14 protein-coding genes are annotated in these 15,559 nt (G+C 58.9%); 9 read left to right on the forward strand and 5 right to left on the reverse strand.

Annotated elements, in window-relative coordinates:
* Positions 1-139 precede the first annotated feature (139 nt).
* Positions 140-1,594 carry a tRNA uracil 4-sulfurtransferase ThiI gene (thiI, locus tag AC3WMT_RS14265; RefSeq protein WP_103304211.1) on the reverse strand — a complete coding sequence of 485 codons (1,455 nt, stop codon included), beginning with the start codon at positions 1,592-1,594 and terminating at the stop codon, positions 140-142.
* 328 nt (positions 1,595-1,922) lie between these two features.
* Here thiI and glnA point away from each other — a divergent pair, with 328 nt between their 5' ends.
* The 6 genes from glnA to ntrC all read left to right on the forward strand — a co-directional run bounded on the left by glnA (position 1,923) and on the right by ntrC (position 9,511).
* On the forward strand, positions 1,923-3,329 hold the full coding sequence (gene glnA, locus AC3WMT_RS14270) for a glutamate--ammonia ligase (protein ID WP_007961736.1): 1,407 nt from the start codon (positions 1,923-1,925) through the stop codon (positions 3,327-3,329).
* A gap of 127 nt (positions 3,330-3,456) precedes the next feature.
* A complete protein-coding gene (locus tag AC3WMT_RS14275) occupies positions 3,457-5,520 on the forward strand; it encodes a toxin-antitoxin system YwqK family antitoxin (protein WP_103304209.1) in 2,064 nt (687 codons plus the stop codon).
* Between the two features lie 108 nt (positions 5,521-5,628).
* Positions 5,629-6,141 carry a DUF4124 domain-containing protein gene (locus AC3WMT_RS14280; protein WP_103304208.1) on the forward strand — a complete coding sequence of 171 codons (513 nt, stop codon included), beginning with the start codon at positions 5,629-5,631 and terminating at the stop codon, positions 6,139-6,141.
* Positions 6,138-6,761, forward strand: coding sequence for a DUF4124 domain-containing protein (locus AC3WMT_RS14285; protein ID WP_103304207.1), 624 nt, complete (start codon positions 6,138-6,140; stop codon positions 6,759-6,761). Before AC3WMT_RS14280 ends, AC3WMT_RS14285 begins: the two co-directional genes overlap by 4 nt.
* A 231-nt stretch (positions 6,762-6,992) precedes the next feature.
* The gene (gene glnL, locus AC3WMT_RS14290; RefSeq protein ID WP_103304206.1) at positions 6,993-8,078 is read left to right on the forward strand and encodes a nitrogen regulation protein NR(II); all 1,086 of its coding nucleotides are present in this window, start codon (positions 6,993-6,995) and stop codon (positions 8,076-8,078) included.
* On the forward strand, positions 8,075-9,511 hold the full coding sequence (gene ntrC, locus AC3WMT_RS14295; protein ID WP_007909238.1) for a nitrogen regulation protein NR(I): 1,437 nt from the start codon (positions 8,075-8,077) through the stop codon (positions 9,509-9,511). The genes glnL and ntrC overlap by 4 nt, the downstream gene beginning before the upstream one ends.
* A 559-nt stretch (positions 9,512-10,070) precedes the next feature.
* Here ntrC and AC3WMT_RS14300 read toward each other — a convergent pair.
* On the reverse strand, positions 10,071-10,511 hold the full coding sequence (locus tag AC3WMT_RS14300) for a hypothetical protein (RefSeq protein ID WP_103304205.1): 441 nt from the start codon (positions 10,509-10,511) through the stop codon (positions 10,071-10,073).
* On the opposite strand from AC3WMT_RS14300, the gene AC3WMT_RS14305 reads away from it, so the two are divergent.
* On the forward strand, positions 10,510-10,965 hold the full coding sequence (locus AC3WMT_RS14305; protein ID WP_003220777.1) for a tRNA (cytidine(34)-2'-O)-methyltransferase: 456 nt from the start codon (positions 10,510-10,512) through the stop codon (positions 10,963-10,965). The two genes, AC3WMT_RS14300 and AC3WMT_RS14305, sit on opposite strands and share 2 nt — an antisense overlap.
* 103 nt (positions 10,966-11,068) lie before the next feature.
* On the opposite strand, the gene secB is transcribed toward AC3WMT_RS14305, so the two are convergent.
* Genes secB through AC3WMT_RS14320 form a run of 3 tightly spaced genes read right to left on the reverse strand, consistent with a single transcriptional unit; the run spans position 11,069 to position 12,280 of the window.
* Positions 11,069-11,554 carry a protein-export chaperone SecB gene (gene secB / locus AC3WMT_RS14310; RefSeq protein WP_103304204.1) on the reverse strand — a complete coding sequence of 162 codons (486 nt, stop codon included), beginning with the start codon at positions 11,552-11,554 and terminating at the stop codon, positions 11,069-11,071.
* A 56-nt stretch (positions 11,555-11,610) separates the two neighbouring features.
* Positions 11,611-11,865: a glutaredoxin 3 gene (gene grxC / locus AC3WMT_RS14315; protein WP_103304203.1), complete on the reverse strand. Its 255-nt coding sequence runs from the start codon at positions 11,863-11,865 to the stop codon at positions 11,611-11,613.
* 1 nt (position 11,866) lies between these two features.
* Positions 11,867-12,280 (reverse strand): rhodanese-like domain-containing protein, encoded by a 414-nt coding sequence (locus tag AC3WMT_RS14320; protein WP_083367280.1) that lies wholly within the window; start codon positions 12,278-12,280, stop codon positions 11,867-11,869.
* A gap of 153 nt (positions 12,281-12,433) precedes the next feature.
* On the opposite strand from AC3WMT_RS14320, the gene gpmI reads away from it, so the two are divergent.
* Positions 12,434-13,960 (forward strand): 2,3-bisphosphoglycerate-independent phosphoglycerate mutase, encoded by a 1,527-nt coding sequence (gene gpmI / locus AC3WMT_RS14325; protein ID WP_103304202.1) that lies wholly within the window; start codon positions 12,434-12,436, stop codon positions 13,958-13,960.
* Positions 13,961-14,260: 300 nt separating this feature from the next.
* Positions 14,261-15,547 (forward strand): murein hydrolase activator EnvC family protein, encoded by a 1,287-nt coding sequence (locus tag AC3WMT_RS14330; protein ID WP_103304201.1) that lies wholly within the window; start codon positions 14,261-14,263, stop codon positions 15,545-15,547.
* Positions 15,548-15,559 lie beyond the last annotated feature (12 nt).

A 15,559-nucleotide genomic window follows, 5' to 3' on the forward strand; every position in this document is an offset into this window, starting at 1 on the left:
TTGTGTATCTCGATCAGAGGATTCGGTTTGCTGACAAGTCTTGGCAGCGATTAGCAGTAGTGTCCGGCATGGCCGTTACAGCTTGACGGCGGTGTCGGGGGGCCGGTGACGCAGGCCACAGGCAAACAGCCCCGGGCACTTAGCTCGGTCGATAAACGCGCACATTGGCATGCCCCTCACTGAGCAAATGGTGGGCATGCAGGCGACTCATCACGCCTTTGTCGCAATACAGCAGGTACTGGCGAGTAGGGTCCAGTTCCTTGAAACGTGCGTTCACTGCATAGAACGGCATCGTCTGTACCTCTATGCCGGCAAGCTCCAGCGGTTCGTCTTCAGCGGCGTCCGGGTGACGGATGTCGATGACGATCTGACCGGCCAGCGCTTCGCCGACTTCTTCAATTTGCAAATCCTGGCCCAATTCGTCGATGACTCGATCGATGGCGACCAGTTTGGCGTTGGCGAGCGCACGCTCGAGCACCGCCATGTCGAATTCTTTCTCTTCGTGTTCGACGCGGCCACGTTTGGCAGCGGTCTTCGGGTTAACCGAGATCACCCCGCAGTATTCCGGCATGTGCCGGGCGAAATCGGCGGTGCCTATTTCGTTAGCCGTGTCGATGATGTCCTGTTTGTGCGCGACAATCAGCGGGCGCAAGACCAGTTTGTCAGTCACACAATCGATCACCGACAGGTTCGGCAGCGTCTGGCTCGACACCTGGGAGATCGCCTCACCCGTGACCAGCGCATCGATGTGCAGTCGGTCGGCAATGGCCGAGGACGCGCGCAACATCATACGCTTCAATACGACGCCCATATGACTGTTATCGACTTTGCCGAGAATTTCGCCCAACACTTCTTCGAACGGAACACTGACAAATAGCACGCGTTGCGAACTGCCGTACTTCTTCCAGATGAAATGCGCGACTTCCATCACGCCCAATTCGTGGGCACGCCCGCCCAGATTGAAGAAGCAGAAGTGCGCCATCAGGCCGCGACGCATGATCTGGTAGGCCGCAACAGTCGAATCAAAGCCGCCGGACATCAATACCAGGGTCTGCTCCAACGCACCCAGCGGGTAACCGCCGATGCCGTTGTGCTGGCTGTGAATCACAAACAACCGTTTGTCGCGAACTTCGATGCGGACTTCGATTTCCGGCGCTTTCAGGTCGATTCCGGCAGCACCGCATTCACGACGCAGCTTGCTGCCGACGTATTTTTCGACGTCCATCGAGCTGAACGCATGCTTGCCTGCACGCTTGCAGCGCACCGAGAAAATCTTTCCGGCCAGCGCATCACCGTAGTGCTGTTTGCACTTTTCGGTGATGTCGTCGAAGTCCCCCAGCGGGTACTCGTCGATCTGCAGAAAGTGCGCGATGCCCGGCATGCAGGTCAGGCGCTCGCCCATCTCTTTCAAGGCTTTGGCGTCGGTAACACGGGTTTCCAGCTCGAGGTTGTCCCACACACCGTTCACCACCACAGCCGGGTCCAGATCGCGGAGCACGGCGCGGATGTTTTTGGCCAACTGGCGGATAAATTTCGTCCGGACAGGTCGACTCTTGATGGTGATCTCGGGGAAGACTTTTACGATTAGTTTCATGAAAACAGCGCGCGCAGGGCCAGCCGAAAAAGGGGGGCGCGGATTATAGCGGAAATTGCTCAAGGTTTAACCAGTTAATGTGCAGAAGGTTTTGCACGCACCAAAACAGGTCATTTTGCGATTGTGACGCCACATTAGAGGGCGAGAATTTACGCTTTAAGACGGTTTGCACCTTAATAAGCGTGAATTTGGGGCAAAAAACCCATGCTGGGGCACTGGCATGCAATTTGCTCCCTTGTGAGGCAGGTTGCCTTGGCAGACTATCTGCGCCGGCATCACCCATATTAAGGGCATCCACTACCAAGCCCTAAGCCACCCGGAGGACACTATGTCGAAGTCGGTTCAACTCATCAAAGATCATGACGTCAAGTGGATTGATCTGCGCTTCACGGACACCAAAGGCACTCAGCACCACGTGACCATGCCGGCTCGCGATGCGCTGGAAGACGACTTCTTCGAAGTCGGCAAGATGTTCGACGGTTCCTCCATCGCTGGCTGGAAAGGCATCGAAGCCTCCGACATGATCCTGCTGCCGGACGACGACACTGCCGTGCTCGACCCGTTCACCGAAGACGCGACCCTGATCCTGGTCTGCGACATCATCGAACCGTCGACCATGCAAGGTTACGATCGTGACCCACGCGCCATCGCTCACCGCGCCGAGGAATACCTGAAGACCACCGGTATCGGTGACACCGTCTTCGCTGGCCCAGAGCCAGAATTCTTCATCTTCGACGAAGTGAAGTTCAAGTCGGACATTTCCGGCTCGATGTTCAAGATCTACTCCGAACAAGGTTCGTGGATGTCCGACCAGGACATCGAAGGCGGCAACAAAGGCCACCGTCCAGGCGTCAAAGGTGGCTACTTCCCGGTTCCGCCGTTCGACCACGACCACGAAATCCGTACTGCCATGTGCAACGCACTGGAAGAAATGGGCCAGACCGTTGAAGTTCACCACCACGAAGTGGCGACTGCCGGTCAGAACGAAATCGGTGTCAAGTTCAACACCCTGGTGAAGAAAGCTGACGAAGTTCAGACTCTGAAATACGTTGTACACAACGTTGCTGACGCTTACGGCCGCACCGCGACCTTCATGCCTAAGCCACTGTACGGCGACAACGGTTCGGGCATGCACGTCCACATGTCCATCGCCAAAGATGGCAAGAACACCTTCGCTGGCGAAGGCTATGCCGGCCTGTCCGAAACCGCCCTGTACTTCATCGGCGGCATCATCAAGCACGGTAAGGCACTGAACGGCTTCACCAACCCGGCCACCAACTCCTACAAGCGTCTGGTGCCAGGCTTCGAAGCTCCGGTAATGCTGGCCTACTCGGCTCGCAACCGTTCCGCCTCGATCCGTATTCCTTACGTCAACAGCCCACGTGGCCGTCGTATCGAAGCGCGTTTCCCGGATCCGGCTGCCAACCCGTACCTGGCATTCGCAGCACTGCTGATGGCCGGTCTGGACGGTATCCAGAACAAGATCCACCCAGGCGATGCCGCTGACAAAAACCTGTATGACCTGCCGCCTGAAGAGGCGAAAGAGATCCCACAAGTTTGCGGCAGCCTGAAAGAAGCCCTGGAAGAGCTGGACAAGGGCCGTGCGTTCCTGACCAAGGGCGGCGTGTTCTCCGACGACTTCATCGACGCTTACATCGCGCTGAAATCCGAAGAAGAAATCAAGGTCCGCACCTTCGTGCACCCACTGGAATATGAGCTGTACTACAGCTGCTGATCCGGTAGCGCTGCAGCACGCGGCGTGACAAAAAGAGGCCTCCTTCGGGAGGCCTTTTTTGTGCCCGCGCTTCCATGGATAATCCGCCGCCTCAGCGCCCGTCCGGCGCCTTGACGAAGGGATTCGCATGAAGTGGTTATGGGCCATCGCCCTGACGGCCGGCCTCGCCTGCCAAATGGCCGGCGCAGCAGCGTTCTATGAAGACAAACCGTTGGCCCACCCGCTGATCGAGGGCTTGCAGGAAAGCTCGGCGACGCTGGCGTTCATCAAGGAAGCCAAGGGCGTCAAAGGTTACTACTGCATCTGCGACACGCCCGAGGCGAGCCCGCAGTTACTGGATGACTTCGGCCAGGCAACCATCGAATCGGTATTTTTGACGCCAATCGACAGCGAAGACCCCATCCGCCTGGTGCTCTTCAAGCAGCAAACGAAGTACCGGATTTACGCCTACAAATACGACGCCAGCAGTCAGCTCTACACTCGCGTCACAGGACTGCAAAAAGCCCTCGACCGAATTGCCGCAGGCCAGAAGCGGCTGGACGCCCTCACCATCAAGAAAGCACTGGCGCAGCTCACGCCGATCAACTATCGATTGCGCTACACGCAATCGGGCATTCCCGAATTCGACCAACTCGACCTCACCGCAGGAACGCTGGTCGGTTATTTCGATGAACAGACCAAGCCACTGGACATCAACACGCCCGGTACGGATCAGCACTACTTCAAAAAAACCTATCAGGAAAAAAACGGGCGTTTTCTGACTGTCACATTCTGGCGCGACATCGATACGTCCGTGAAAGACGGCGATCGCACGCTCTATAACTATCAAGTGGGCCGCATGGCCTGGGAAACCACTCCCGCCACCTTCATTGGCAGCGAGGATGGCGCTTCGGTTTCATTCAATTTCGGCGACATCAGTGCCCAGGGCGCTTACGAAAAAGGTCTGCGTACTGGCACCTGGTCGTTCGCCAAGGAATACAAATATTCGGCCAGCGGCAACTATGTGGCAGGCAAACGACAGGGCGAATGGACCGAGACCCATTACTCGAAAAGCTACACCGGCCAGTATGTCGATGACGCACGCGAGGGGCGCTGGACAATTCTCGACGATGGCGATCCCGATAACACCACGACCGGATTCCAGACGTACCTGCACGGCGTACTCGACGGCCCGAGCGAAGAGATCACTGGCACCGTGATCGAGCGCGGCAACTACCGCAACGACCAGCGCGAAGGCCCATGGGTGACCGCGATCGGCAGCGGCGCCTTCGAAAACGGCCTGAAAAGCGGTCCATGGACCCTCAAGACCGACAAGGGCCACAGCCAGAGCGTTAACTTCGTGGCTGGGAAAAAAGAAGGTGAACTGCGGGAAACCGATGCCAATGGCGTCGTGATTCTAATCGAGCATTACAAGGCCGATGTATTGTCCGGCACACAGGAGTTCTACAACGCCGACGGCAAACTGCTGAACTTGCGTCATTACGAAAACGGCAAGAAAGAAGGCCGCGCACTGGATTACAGCAGCGACGGCAGCGCATTGATCAATGACATCTCCTGGCACAACGATGAGCGCGAAGGCCCCTATCTGACCTTCTTGCGTGACGGCACTCCCGCCACCGTCGGACGTTTCGAGCTGCGCCGCTTTGTCGGCTCGATGAAACAATACGATGACCAGGAAGTGCTTTATGAAGAGTCCAACTGGTGCCGTTTTGACAAGGATGGTCACCCGACCGTCGACCGCTGCGGGATAACCCGACACTTCACCCATGGCAAATTGTCGTCGGAGACCGACTTCCTCTACGGTGATCGCCAAGCATCCACTGATTACAACTATGAAACCGGTCGCAAGACCAGTGAGACGATCATTGGCGATAACGACCATATCACCGACATCAGTTATTACGACAATGGGCAGATCGAATGCCAAAAGAATCGCGTGGGTTTCAGTCTGCTGAACATCAATCAGCGACAAGTCAAAACCTATGAACACGCGGGCGACCTGACCGGCGAGCAATTGTGCTATCACCGTAACGGCGTGGTTAAAAGCCGGGCGTTTTACGACAAAGGGCCTGTCGGTTGCACCACGCAGTACGACGAGACCGGACAGCAAACCTATCCCGGCCCCGAGGGGTGTCCAAAACCCGTCGTGCCCGTTGGCAGGCAAAAACGCATGCTCAACTTCAGCAGTTGAAAGCCGTTCAGAATCGGCCGGTTTGTGTGAGCGGATGTTGTCCCGGTTGGGCTTACCGCCGCCCCTGGCCTATGCTGCATCCACTCTCATCGTTGATCGGTCGAATCCATGGGTCGTGGTTTTCTCTTCCTGTTGCTGGTGATCGCCCTGCCCGCCGCCGCGCAGATCTACAAGTACACCGACGCCAACGGCAATACGGTGTACAGCGATCACTCGCCGGAGGGGGTCAAGGCGCAGACGGTTGAGTTACCGCCACTCAACAGCGTTGAGCCTCAGGGGCCGAGCGCACCCGCCGCGCCCATCTCCGATAGCCGTGAGCCCGTGCGCAGCGCCTACGAGATTCTCGAACTCGCCGGCATGCCCACCGAAGAAGCCCTGCGCGCCAACAACGGCACCTTCACTGTCAATGTGCTGATCAAGCCGCGCTTGCAGCCGCCGCATCAATTGAGACTGGTATTGGATGATGAGCCTTACGGGCAGCCAGGCAACGTGCCGATCCTGCAATTGGTGAATGTCGACCGTGGCGAACATCGACTTGCCGTTCAGGTCATCGATGGCGAGGCAATCATCCAGCAGAGCCCGGTGGTGGTCTTTACCGTACAGCGGGTACACAAGCCATGATTCGTCCATGGCTGATCGCCTTGTTGGCGATGATCACGCTGCAAGCCTCGGCCGAGGTGTTCACCTACATCGATGCGCAAGGCAACCGCGTCTACACCGACCAACCACGCGGCAACGCCAAGCGGGTGCCGCTGGCGACCAGCAATCGCATGCCGGCCAATCCGAGCGCTGCACGGCCGATTACCACCGCAAAGAAATCCCCGGAGCAACCGCTGCTCCATTACGACATGCTGCGCGTTCTGGTGCCCGAGCCGGACGCGACCATTCGCAGCAGCGCCGGCGAGTTGATTGTCAGCGTTACCAGCGAGCCCGGCTTGCAAGCGGGCCATCGCTATCGCTTGTTGCTCGACGGCCAGGTCACTGGCGAGCCCGGTCTTAGTCCGGTATTCCCGCTGAGCAATATCGACCGTGGCAGCCACAACCTTTCGATCGAGATTCTTGATGCGCAGGGCCGAACCGTCGAACGCACCGCCAACCAGCCGTTCCACATGCTGCGCATCTCACTGGCGCAGAAACGCCAGGTCAAACCCTGCGTTAACGAGGATTACGGCGTGCGCCCGGAATGTCCGTTGAAGGACAAACCACCAGAACCGAAAAATCCCTTCCTGCGTTTCTTTTAACGCCATTCAGCTTTGCGCACTATATTGGTGCAACAGGCTGCACCGTACCCACATTGCAACCCATTTTGGTTCGAAAGTACCCGCGAGAGCTGGCCGACTGCCACGCAAACGAGCGTCAAACGCCCGTTTCAGGGGTTGAACGCTTCTTTTCGGAGCCTTGGTTTGGTTTTTGCATTTTCCCGATAACGACGCTTGCTTGTTGCGCACGCTCCGCCCCCAAAAGAGGCCCTGATGACTATAAGTGACGCAATCCCCCGTTTGCTGCTCGACAACCTGACCACCGCTACCATCTTGCTTGATGCCGAATTGCGCCTTGAGTACATGAATCCGGCGGCGGAGATGCTGCTCGCCATCAGCGGGCAGCGTAGCCATGGGCAGTTCATCAGCGAGCTGTTCACCGAATCCACCGAAGCGCTCAATTCCCTGCGCCAGGCGGTGGAACAGGCACACCCGTTCACCAAGCGCGAAGCGATGCTCACGGCCCTCACCGGTCAGAACTTGACCGTGGATTACGCGGTGACGCCGATCCTCAGCAACGGCGCGACCCTGCTTTTGCTGGAAGTCCACCCGCGTGATCGCTTGCTGCGGATCACCAAGGAAGAGGCCCAGCTGTCGAAGCAGGAAACCAGCAAGATGCTGGTGCGCGGTCTTGCCCACGAGATCAAAAACCCGCTCGGCGGCATTCGTGGCGCCGCGCAACTGCTGGCCCGAGAGCTGCCGGAAGACAGCCTGCGCGACTACACCAACGTGATCATTGAAGAGGCCGACCGCCTGCGCAATCTGGTCGACCGCATGCTTGGCTCGAACAAGTTGCCGTCGCTGGCCATGTGCAACGTTCACGAAGTGCTCGAGCGCGTTTGCCAACTGGTCGAAGCGGAAAGTCAGGGCTGCATCACCTTGGTGCGTGATTACGACCCAAGCATTCCCGACGTATTGATCGACCGCGAGCAAATGATTCAGGCGGTGTTGAACATCGTGCGCAACGCGATGCAGGCGATCAGCAGCCAGAACGAGCTGCGCCTGGGCCGCATCAGCCTGCGTAGCCGGACCATGCGCCAGTTCACCATCGGCCACGTCCGCCATCGTCTGGTGACCAAGATCGAGATCATCGACAACGGCCCGGGCATCCCGGCGGAACTCCAGGAAACCATTTTCTTTCCCATGGTCAGCGGCCGCCCGGACGGTACCGGGCTGGGCCTGGCCATTACCCAGAACATCATCAGCCAGCACCAGGGCCTGATCGAGTGTGACAGCCACCCCGGCCACACCACGTTCTCGATCTTTCTGCCACTGGAACAAGGAGCCACATCGACATGAGCCGTAGTGAAACCGTGTGGATCGTCGATGACGACCGTTCTATCCGTTGGGTTCTGGAAAAGGCCTTGCAGCAGGAAGGCATGACCACGCAGAGCTTCGACAGCGCCGATGGCGTGATGAGTCGTCTGGCCCGTCAGCAGCCTGATGTGATCATTTCCGATATCCGCATGCCGGGTGCCAGCGGGCTGGATCTGCTGGCGCGGATCCGCGAGCAGCACCCACGGTTGCCGGTCATCATCATGACTGCCCACTCCGATCTGGACAGCGCTGTCGCCTCCTATCAGGGTGGTGCTTTCGAATACCTGCCCAAGCCGTTCGACGTGGATGAGGCGGTGTCGCTGGTCAAACGCGCCAACCAGCACGCGCAAGAACAGCAAGGCCTGGAAGTGGTGCCCGCGCTGACCCGCACCCCGGAAATCATCGGCGAAGCGCCGGCGATGCAGGAAGTGTTTCGCGCCATCGGCCGCTTGAGCCACTCCAACATCACCGTGCTGATCAACGGCGAATCCGGCACCGGTAAAGAACTGGTCGCCCATGCCCTGCACCGCCACAGCCCGCGTGCAGCCTCGCCGTTCATTGCGCTGAACATGGCGGCAATCCCCAAGGACCTGATGGAATCCGAGCTGTTCGGCCACGAGAAAGGCGCGTTCACCGGCGCAGCCAACCTGCGTCGCGGACGCTTTGAACAGGCCGATGGCGGCACGCTGTTCCTCGATGAAATCGGCGACATGCCGGCAGATACACAAACCCGTTTGCTGCGGGTGCTGGCCGACGGCGAGTTCTACCGCGTCGGTGGTCATGTACCGGTCAAGGTCGATGTGCGGATCATCGCCGCGACGCACCAGAATCTGGAAACCCTGGTCCACGCCGGAAAATTCCGTGAGGACTTGTTCCACCGCCTCAATGTGATCCGCATCCACATCCCGCGCCTGTCGGACCGTCGCGAAGACATCCCGACCCTGGCCAAGCACTTCCTCAGCCGTGCCGCACAAGAGCTGGCGGTCGAGCCGAAGCTGCTGAAAAGCGAGACCGAGGAATACCTGAAAAACCTGCCGTGGGGCGGCAACGTACGCCAGTTGGAGAACACCTGCCGCTGGATCACGGTCATGGCCTCCGGCCGTGAAGTGCACATTAGCGACTTGCCACCGGAACTGTTGAACCTGCCGCAGGATTCGGCGCCAGTGACCAACTGGGAGCAAGCGTTGCGCCAGTGGGCCGATCAGGCATTGGCCCGCGGCCAGTCGAGCCTGCTCGACAGCGCGGTACCGGCGTTCGAGCGGATCATGATCGAAACGGCTTTGAAGCACACCGCCGGGCGTCGCCGTGATGCCGCCGTTTTGCTGGGTTGGGGGCGTAACACCCTGACGCGCAAGATCAAGGAACTGGGGATGAAGGTTGATGGTGGGGATGATGATGAGGGGGATGAGGGTTAAACAGCCTATAGGTCTGCGGTGAACACACATTACGTGAACATCAAAGATCCAATGTGGGAGCGGGCTTGCTCGCGAAAGCGGTTTGTCATTGAAAAGGATGTTGACTGACACGACGCCTTCGCGATCAAGCCCGCTCCCACAACTAGTCCTCTGTGCACCAGAGTAATGCACCTTGAACCGCAATCGAGCATAACTTTCAGTTCAGATCGTTAGTGAAAATCACCGAAAAACAACAACGCCAAAAACACGAAAGCCCCGAATTCCGGGGCTTTCGCGTTTCTCATCAGCTTTTTTGTTTCAGCAGATTAAAAACTGGCACGCCCCCTGCAATACCTCTTACAGGTGATTCGATTCACCACCCGTTTCGGGGACCTTGGTACAGGCAGGCCGGGGATTCCCCTCTTTACACCGGGCGCACATCGCAATGCGATGCGCCCACCCTTTTGGGATCCTTGGTACAGGCAGGCCGGGGGTTCCCTCTTTACAACGGACCGACGCTACGAGCGAAGTCCACCCCGTTTTGGGAACCCTGATACAGGCAGGTCAGGGATTCCCGCTTTTATTGCTCCCGGAGATGGATCTCCAGCCGCCAGCGGTCATCGACCTCGCTGCCGGTCCAGTCACCTTGCAGCGGCCGCGCCGCCAGCACCGTCAGCAACAACCCGCCATCACTCGCTCGCGTACGCCAGTTGACGTCTTTGCCGTTGAGCTTGAGCTGGCCTTTCTGCGCCTTGCCTTCAGCCTGGAACAGAAGCGCCACGGCACCGTCGACCACCTCGCCGTGCAGCTTCGGCTCGTTGTTGAACCAGACCACCAGACCGCCGTCGATCACCTCGACCTGTTGCAGCACGCTCGGATCCGGTGTGGTCAGGCGGCCGATCATCAGGCCGATCATCACGCCGACAATCGCCAGCGAACCGATCACCCGCGGGAATAGTTTCGAACGGTTGTCCACAGGCGGCGTAGAATGCCGCTCATCTTTACCTTCGGAGCCGTGCATGTTTCACGTCATCCTTTTTCAACCAGAAATTCCGCCGAATACCGGCAACGTTATCAGGCTGTGCGCCAACAGTGGCTGCCACCTGCATTTGATCGAACCGCTGGGTTTCGAGATGGACGACAAGCGCCTGCGCCGCGCCGGTCTCGACTACCACGAATATGCCACGCTGCAACGCCACGCCGACCTCGCCAGTTGCCTGGAAAGCCTGGGCAACCCACGGTTGTTCGCGTTCACCACCAAGGGTTCGCGGCCGTTTCACGATGCCGCGTTTGTGCCGGGTGATGCGTTCATCTTCGGCCCGGAAAGTCGTGGCCTGCCGCCAGAAGTGCTGGACGCCCTGCCCGCCGAACAGCGCCTGCGCCTGCCGATGCGCGAAGGCTGCCGCAGCCTGAACCTGTCCAACACCGTGGCCGTGGCTGTGTACGAAGCGTGGCGCCAGAACGACTTCAAATAACACCGCAAAATAAATGCCTGATCGTTCCCACGCAGAGCGTAGGAACGATCAGGCAAGAAAAAAGCGCCTGTAACGGCGCTTTTTTCGTTGTCGCTCAGACCGTTTACTGAACGGTTGGGGTCTCGCCGCTTTCCTGCATGCGCTGCAGCTCTTGCGCGTACAGGGCGTCGAAGTTCACCGGAGCGAGCATCAGTGCCGGGAACGAACCGCGAGTTACCAGGCTGTCCAGAGTCTCACGAGCGTAAGGGAACAGGATGTTCGGGCAGAACGCACCCAAGGTGTGGCTCATCGACGCCGGGTCGAGGTTCTTGATCAGGAAGATACCGGCCTGTTGCACTTCAGCGATGAAGGCCACTTCGTCACCGTTTTTCACGGTCACGGACAGGGTCAGCACGACTTCGTAGAAATCGCCTTCAAGTTCTTTCTGGCGAGTGTTCAGATCCAGACCAACGGTCGGATCCCACTGCTGACGGAAGATCGCCGGGCTTTTCGGGGCTTCAAAAGACAGGTCGCGAACGTAGATGCGCTGCAAGGAGAATTGCGGTGCGGTTTCTTCTTCGCTGGCTGCAGTGTTCTGTTGGTCAGTCATCTCAGATCCTTTCTGATCTTGGGTCTTTAGGGATTGCTGTACGTGGGTGCAGCCGTTCAGGCCTTGAGCAGCGCGTCGAGCTTGCCGGCGCGCTCCAGGGCATACAAATCGTCACAACCGCCGATGTGCTTTTCGCCGATCCAGATCTGCGGCACGGACGTGCGCCCGGCCTTCTGGGTCATTTCGGCACGCACCTGCGGCTTGCCATCGACCTTGATCTCTTTGAAGGCCACGCCTTTGTTCTCGAGCAGGTATTTGGCTCGCGAACAGTAAGGGCAGTAATCGCTGGAGTAGACGATGACTTCACTCATATCACTTCACCAACGGCAGGTTGTCGCCTTTCCAGCTGGAAATCCCGCCGGACAGCTTGGCGGCGGTGAAGCCGGATTTCATCAGCTCGCGGGCGTGGGTGCCGGCGGTCTGGCCCAGAGCGTCGACCAGAATGATGGTCTTGGCCTTGTGTTTTTCCAGCTCGCCGATACGCGCAGCCAGTTTGTCCTGTGGAATGTTCACGGCGCCAACGATGTGGCCGGCAGCGAAATCCTTGGCCGGACGGATGTCCACCACCACGCCCGCATCTTTGTTGACCAGTGCGGTCAGCTCACCGGTGCTCAGGCTTTTACCGCCGCCCTGCATCGTGTGCGCCAGCAGCAGAGCCAGCAGTACGACGAAGATACCGACAAGAATGTAGTGGTTAGTGGCAAATTCAATCAGGTGAGCAACCATCGAAGGAGGTTCCAGGGCGTTAAAATGTCGGCCAGTATACACAGCCACTATGGTCGGCCAAACCCCGTCCGGCGGTGACGCCGTCGGAACTTCGCTTTAAACTCCAACTCCCTTTTCCATCGCCCTCTTCTTTATTAGCCACGAGTGGATTCCATGACTACCACGCCTAAACCTTTGGTCCTGATCATTCTCGACGGCTTCGGTCACAGCGACAGCCCCGAATCCAACGCCGTTTTTGCGGCGAAGAAGCCTGTACTGGATCGCCTCTGGGCCACCGTGCCAAATGGCTTGATCTCGGGCAGCGGCATGGACGTCGGTCTGCCGGACGGCCAGATGGGCAACTCCGAAGTCGGCCACATGAACCTCGGCGCTGGCCGGGTGGTGTATCAGGACTTCACTCGTGTGACCAAAGCGATCCGCGACGGCGAGTTCTTCGAGAACCCGACCATCTGCGCCGCTGTGGATAAAGCCGTGGCCGCCGGCAAAGCCGTGCACTTCATGGGCCTGCTGTCGGATGGCGGCGTGCACAGCCACCAGGATCACCTGATCGCCATGGCCGAACTGGCCTTCAAGCGCGGCGCCGAAAAAATCTACCTGCACGCCTTCCTCGACGGCCGCGACACGCCGCCGAAAAGCGCCGCATCGTCGATCGAACTGCTTGACGCGACGTTCCAGGCCCTCGGCAAGGGCCGCATCGCCAGCATCATCGGCCGCTACTTCGCGATGGACCGTGACAACCGTTGGGATCGCGTGGCCCAAGCCTACAACCTGATCGTTGACGGCAACGGCGAATTCAACGCAGCCACCGCGCAGGAAGGTCTGGAAGCGGCTTACGCCCGTGGCGAGAGTGACGAATTTGTCAAAGCCACTTCGATTGGTGAGCCAGTCAAGGTCGAAGACGGCGACGCCGTGGTGTTCATGAACTTCCGCGCCGACCGTGCCCGCGAGCTGAGCCGTGTATTTGTCGAAGACGGGTTCAAAGAGTTCGAGCGCGCCCGCCAGCCGAAAGTGCAATACGTGGGCCTGACCCAATACGCCGCGAGTATCCCGGCTCCCGCAGCCTTTGCGCCGGGCAGCCTGGAAAATGTCCTCGGCGACTATCTGGCGAAGAACGGCAAGACTCAGCTGCGCATCGCTGAAACCGAAAAATACGCTCACGTGACCTTCTTCTTCTCCGGCGGCCGTGAAGAACCGTTCCCGGGCGAGGAGCGCATCCTGATCCCGTCGCCGAAAGTCGCCACGTACGACTTGCAGCCGGAAATGAGCGCGCCGGAAGTCACCGACCGTATCGTCGACGCCATCGAAAACCAGCGCTACGACGTCATCGTGGTCAACTACGCCAACGGCGACATGGTCGGCCACAGTGGCGTGTTCGACGCGGCAGTTAAAGCGGTTGAATGCCTGGACACCTGCGTCGGCCGCATCGTCGAGGCTCTGGAAAAGGTTGGCGGCGAAGCGCTGATCACCGCCGACCACGGCAACGTCGAGCAAATGGCTGACGAGTCCACCGGGCAAGCGCACACCGCGCACACCACCGAGCCGGTGCCGTTCATTTATGTCGGCAAGCGCGACCTCAAGGTCCGTGAAGGCGGCGTACTGGCGGACGTGGCGCCAACCATGCTCAAGCTGCTGGGCCTGGAAAAACCGGCGGAAATGACCGGCACCTCGATTCTGGTCTGACCCGAATCCAGAAAACCCTGCAAAACCTTGTGGGAGTGGGCTATGTGGTGAGGGGATTTATCCCCGATGGGCGGCGAAGCCGCCCTGAAACCGAACACCACGGCGTGTCTGACGCGCCGTGCAAGCTGATTTCGCGACTGCTGCGCAGCCGATCGGAGATAAATCCCCTCGCCACAGGTCGCTCTACACTGGTTTGCAGAGTTTTTAAGGCCAGTTATCACACAAGCCCAATTGGGCGTTTTTTTTGCAGCGTCGGGCGGGCATACTAGGCCGTCCCTTACCCTGGTGCCGCCCGCCCCTATGCTTCGCGTCCTGATTGCCCTCGCTCTGACCTGCCTGCTCCAACCGGCCTTCGCTGACGAGCGCGCGCAAACCCAGCAGCAGCTGGATGCCACGCGTCAGGACATTGCCGAGCTGAAAAAGCTGCTGGGCAAACTCCAGGAAGAAAAGTCCGGCGTGCAGAAAGAGCTCAAGGGCACTGAAACCGAGATGGGCAAGCTGCAGAAGCAGGTCGACGCCCTGCAGAAAGAACTGCAGAAAAGCGAATCCGAGTTGCAGCGGCTCGATGCGGAGAAAAAAAAACTCCAGAGCGCGCGCACTGAACAGCAGCGACTGATCGCCATCCAGGCCCGCGCGGCCTACCAGAACGGCCGCCAGGAATACCTAAAACTGCTGCTCAACCAGCAGAATCCCGAGAAATTCGCCCGTACCCTCACCTATTACGATTACCTGAGCCAGGCCCGCCTGGAGCAGCTGAAGAATTTCAACGAAACCCTGCGCCAACTGGCCAATGTCGAAAAAGACATCGGCTTGCAGCAGGCACAATTGCTCGTACAGAAAAGCAGCCTCGACACTCAGCGCGAAGAGCTCGACAAGGTCCGCAAGGAACGCCAGCAAGTCCTCGCCAAACTCAACGACGACGTAAAGGCCCGCGACCAGAAACTTGCCTCTCGCGAGCAGGATCAGGCAGACCTGTCTAAAGTCCTTAAAACCATTGAAGAAACCTTGGCCCGCCAGGCTCGTGAGGCAGAAGAAGCGCGGCAGAAAGCGCTGATCGCCCAGCAGGAAGCGGAAAAAAAGCGTTTACGTGAGGCCGAAGCTGAAAACAGCGACGCCCCACGAAAACCTGCCAGATCAACACCCGGCGCCTTGGTTTCCAGCAGCGGCGAGACCTTCGGCGGCCCTTTTGCCGCAACCCGGGGAAAACTTCCGTGGCCGGTTGATGGTCGACTGTTGGCACGTTTCGGTGAAACCCGTGGCGACGACGCAAGGACCAAGTGGGACGGCGTGATGATCAGCGCCTCCGCCGGCAGTCAGGTGCATGCTGTACACGGCGGCCGTGTGGTATTCGCCGACTGGTTGCGCGGTGCCGGGCTACTGGTGATCCTCGATCACGGCAACGGTTTTCTGAGTCTTTACGGTCACAACCAGACGCTGCTCAAGTCGGCCGGTGACGTGGTAAAAGCCGGTGAGTCCATCTCCACTGTCGGAAACAGTGGCGGTCAGGACACACCTGCACTGTATTTCGCAATTCGTCAGCAGGGTCACCCGAGTGATCCGGCGCAATGGTGCCGCGCGCAAGGATAGGCGTTGAGTCAC

This window comes from Pseudomonas sp. FW305-7, from assembly GCF_058786735.1.

What these genes read in the sequence shown, in the direction of transcription:
- thiI (WP_103304211.1), bottom strand. Translation starts at nt 1,594, where the DNA reads ATGAAACTAATCGTAAAAGTCTTCCCCGAGATCACCATCAAGAGTCGA.
- glnA (WP_007961736.1), top strand. Translation starts at nt 1,923, where the DNA reads ATGTCGAAGTCGGTTCAACTCATCAAAGATCATGACGTCAAGTGGATT.
- AC3WMT_RS14275 (WP_103304209.1), top strand. Translation starts at nt 3,457, where the DNA reads ATGAAGTGGTTATGGGCCATCGCCCTGACGGCCGGCCTCGCCTGCCAA.
- AC3WMT_RS14280 (WP_103304208.1), top strand. Translation starts at nt 5,629, where the DNA reads ATGGGTCGTGGTTTTCTCTTCCTGTTGCTGGTGATCGCCCTGCCCGCC.
- AC3WMT_RS14285 (WP_103304207.1), top strand. Translation starts at nt 6,138, where the DNA reads ATGATTCGTCCATGGCTGATCGCCTTGTTGGCGATGATCACGCTGCAA.
- glnL (WP_103304206.1), top strand. Translation starts at nt 6,993, where the DNA reads ATGACTATAAGTGACGCAATCCCCCGTTTGCTGCTCGACAACCTGACC.
- ntrC (WP_007909238.1), top strand. Translation starts at nt 8,075, where the DNA reads ATGAGCCGTAGTGAAACCGTGTGGATCGTCGATGACGACCGTTCTATC.
- AC3WMT_RS14305 (WP_003220777.1), top strand. Translation starts at nt 10,510, where the DNA reads ATGTTTCACGTCATCCTTTTTCAACCAGAAATTCCGCCGAATACCGGC.
- AC3WMT_RS14300 (WP_103304205.1), bottom strand. Translation starts at nt 10,511, where the DNA reads ATGCACGGCTCCGAAGGTAAAGATGAGCGGCATTCTACGCCGCCTGTG.
- secB (WP_103304204.1), bottom strand. Translation starts at nt 11,554, where the DNA reads ATGACTGACCAACAGAACACTGCAGCCAGCGAAGAAGAAACCGCACCG.
- grxC (WP_103304203.1), bottom strand. Translation starts at nt 11,865, where the DNA reads ATGAGTGAAGTCATCGTCTACTCCAGCGATTACTGCCCTTACTGTTCG.
- AC3WMT_RS14320 (WP_083367280.1), bottom strand. Translation starts at nt 12,280, where the DNA reads ATGGTTGCTCACCTGATTGAATTTGCCACTAACCACTACATTCTTGTC.
- gpmI (WP_103304202.1), top strand. Translation starts at nt 12,434, where the DNA reads ATGACTACCACGCCTAAACCTTTGGTCCTGATCATTCTCGACGGCTTC.
- AC3WMT_RS14330 (WP_103304201.1), top strand. Translation starts at nt 14,261, where the DNA reads ATGCTTCGCGTCCTGATTGCCCTCGCTCTGACCTGCCTGCTCCAACCG.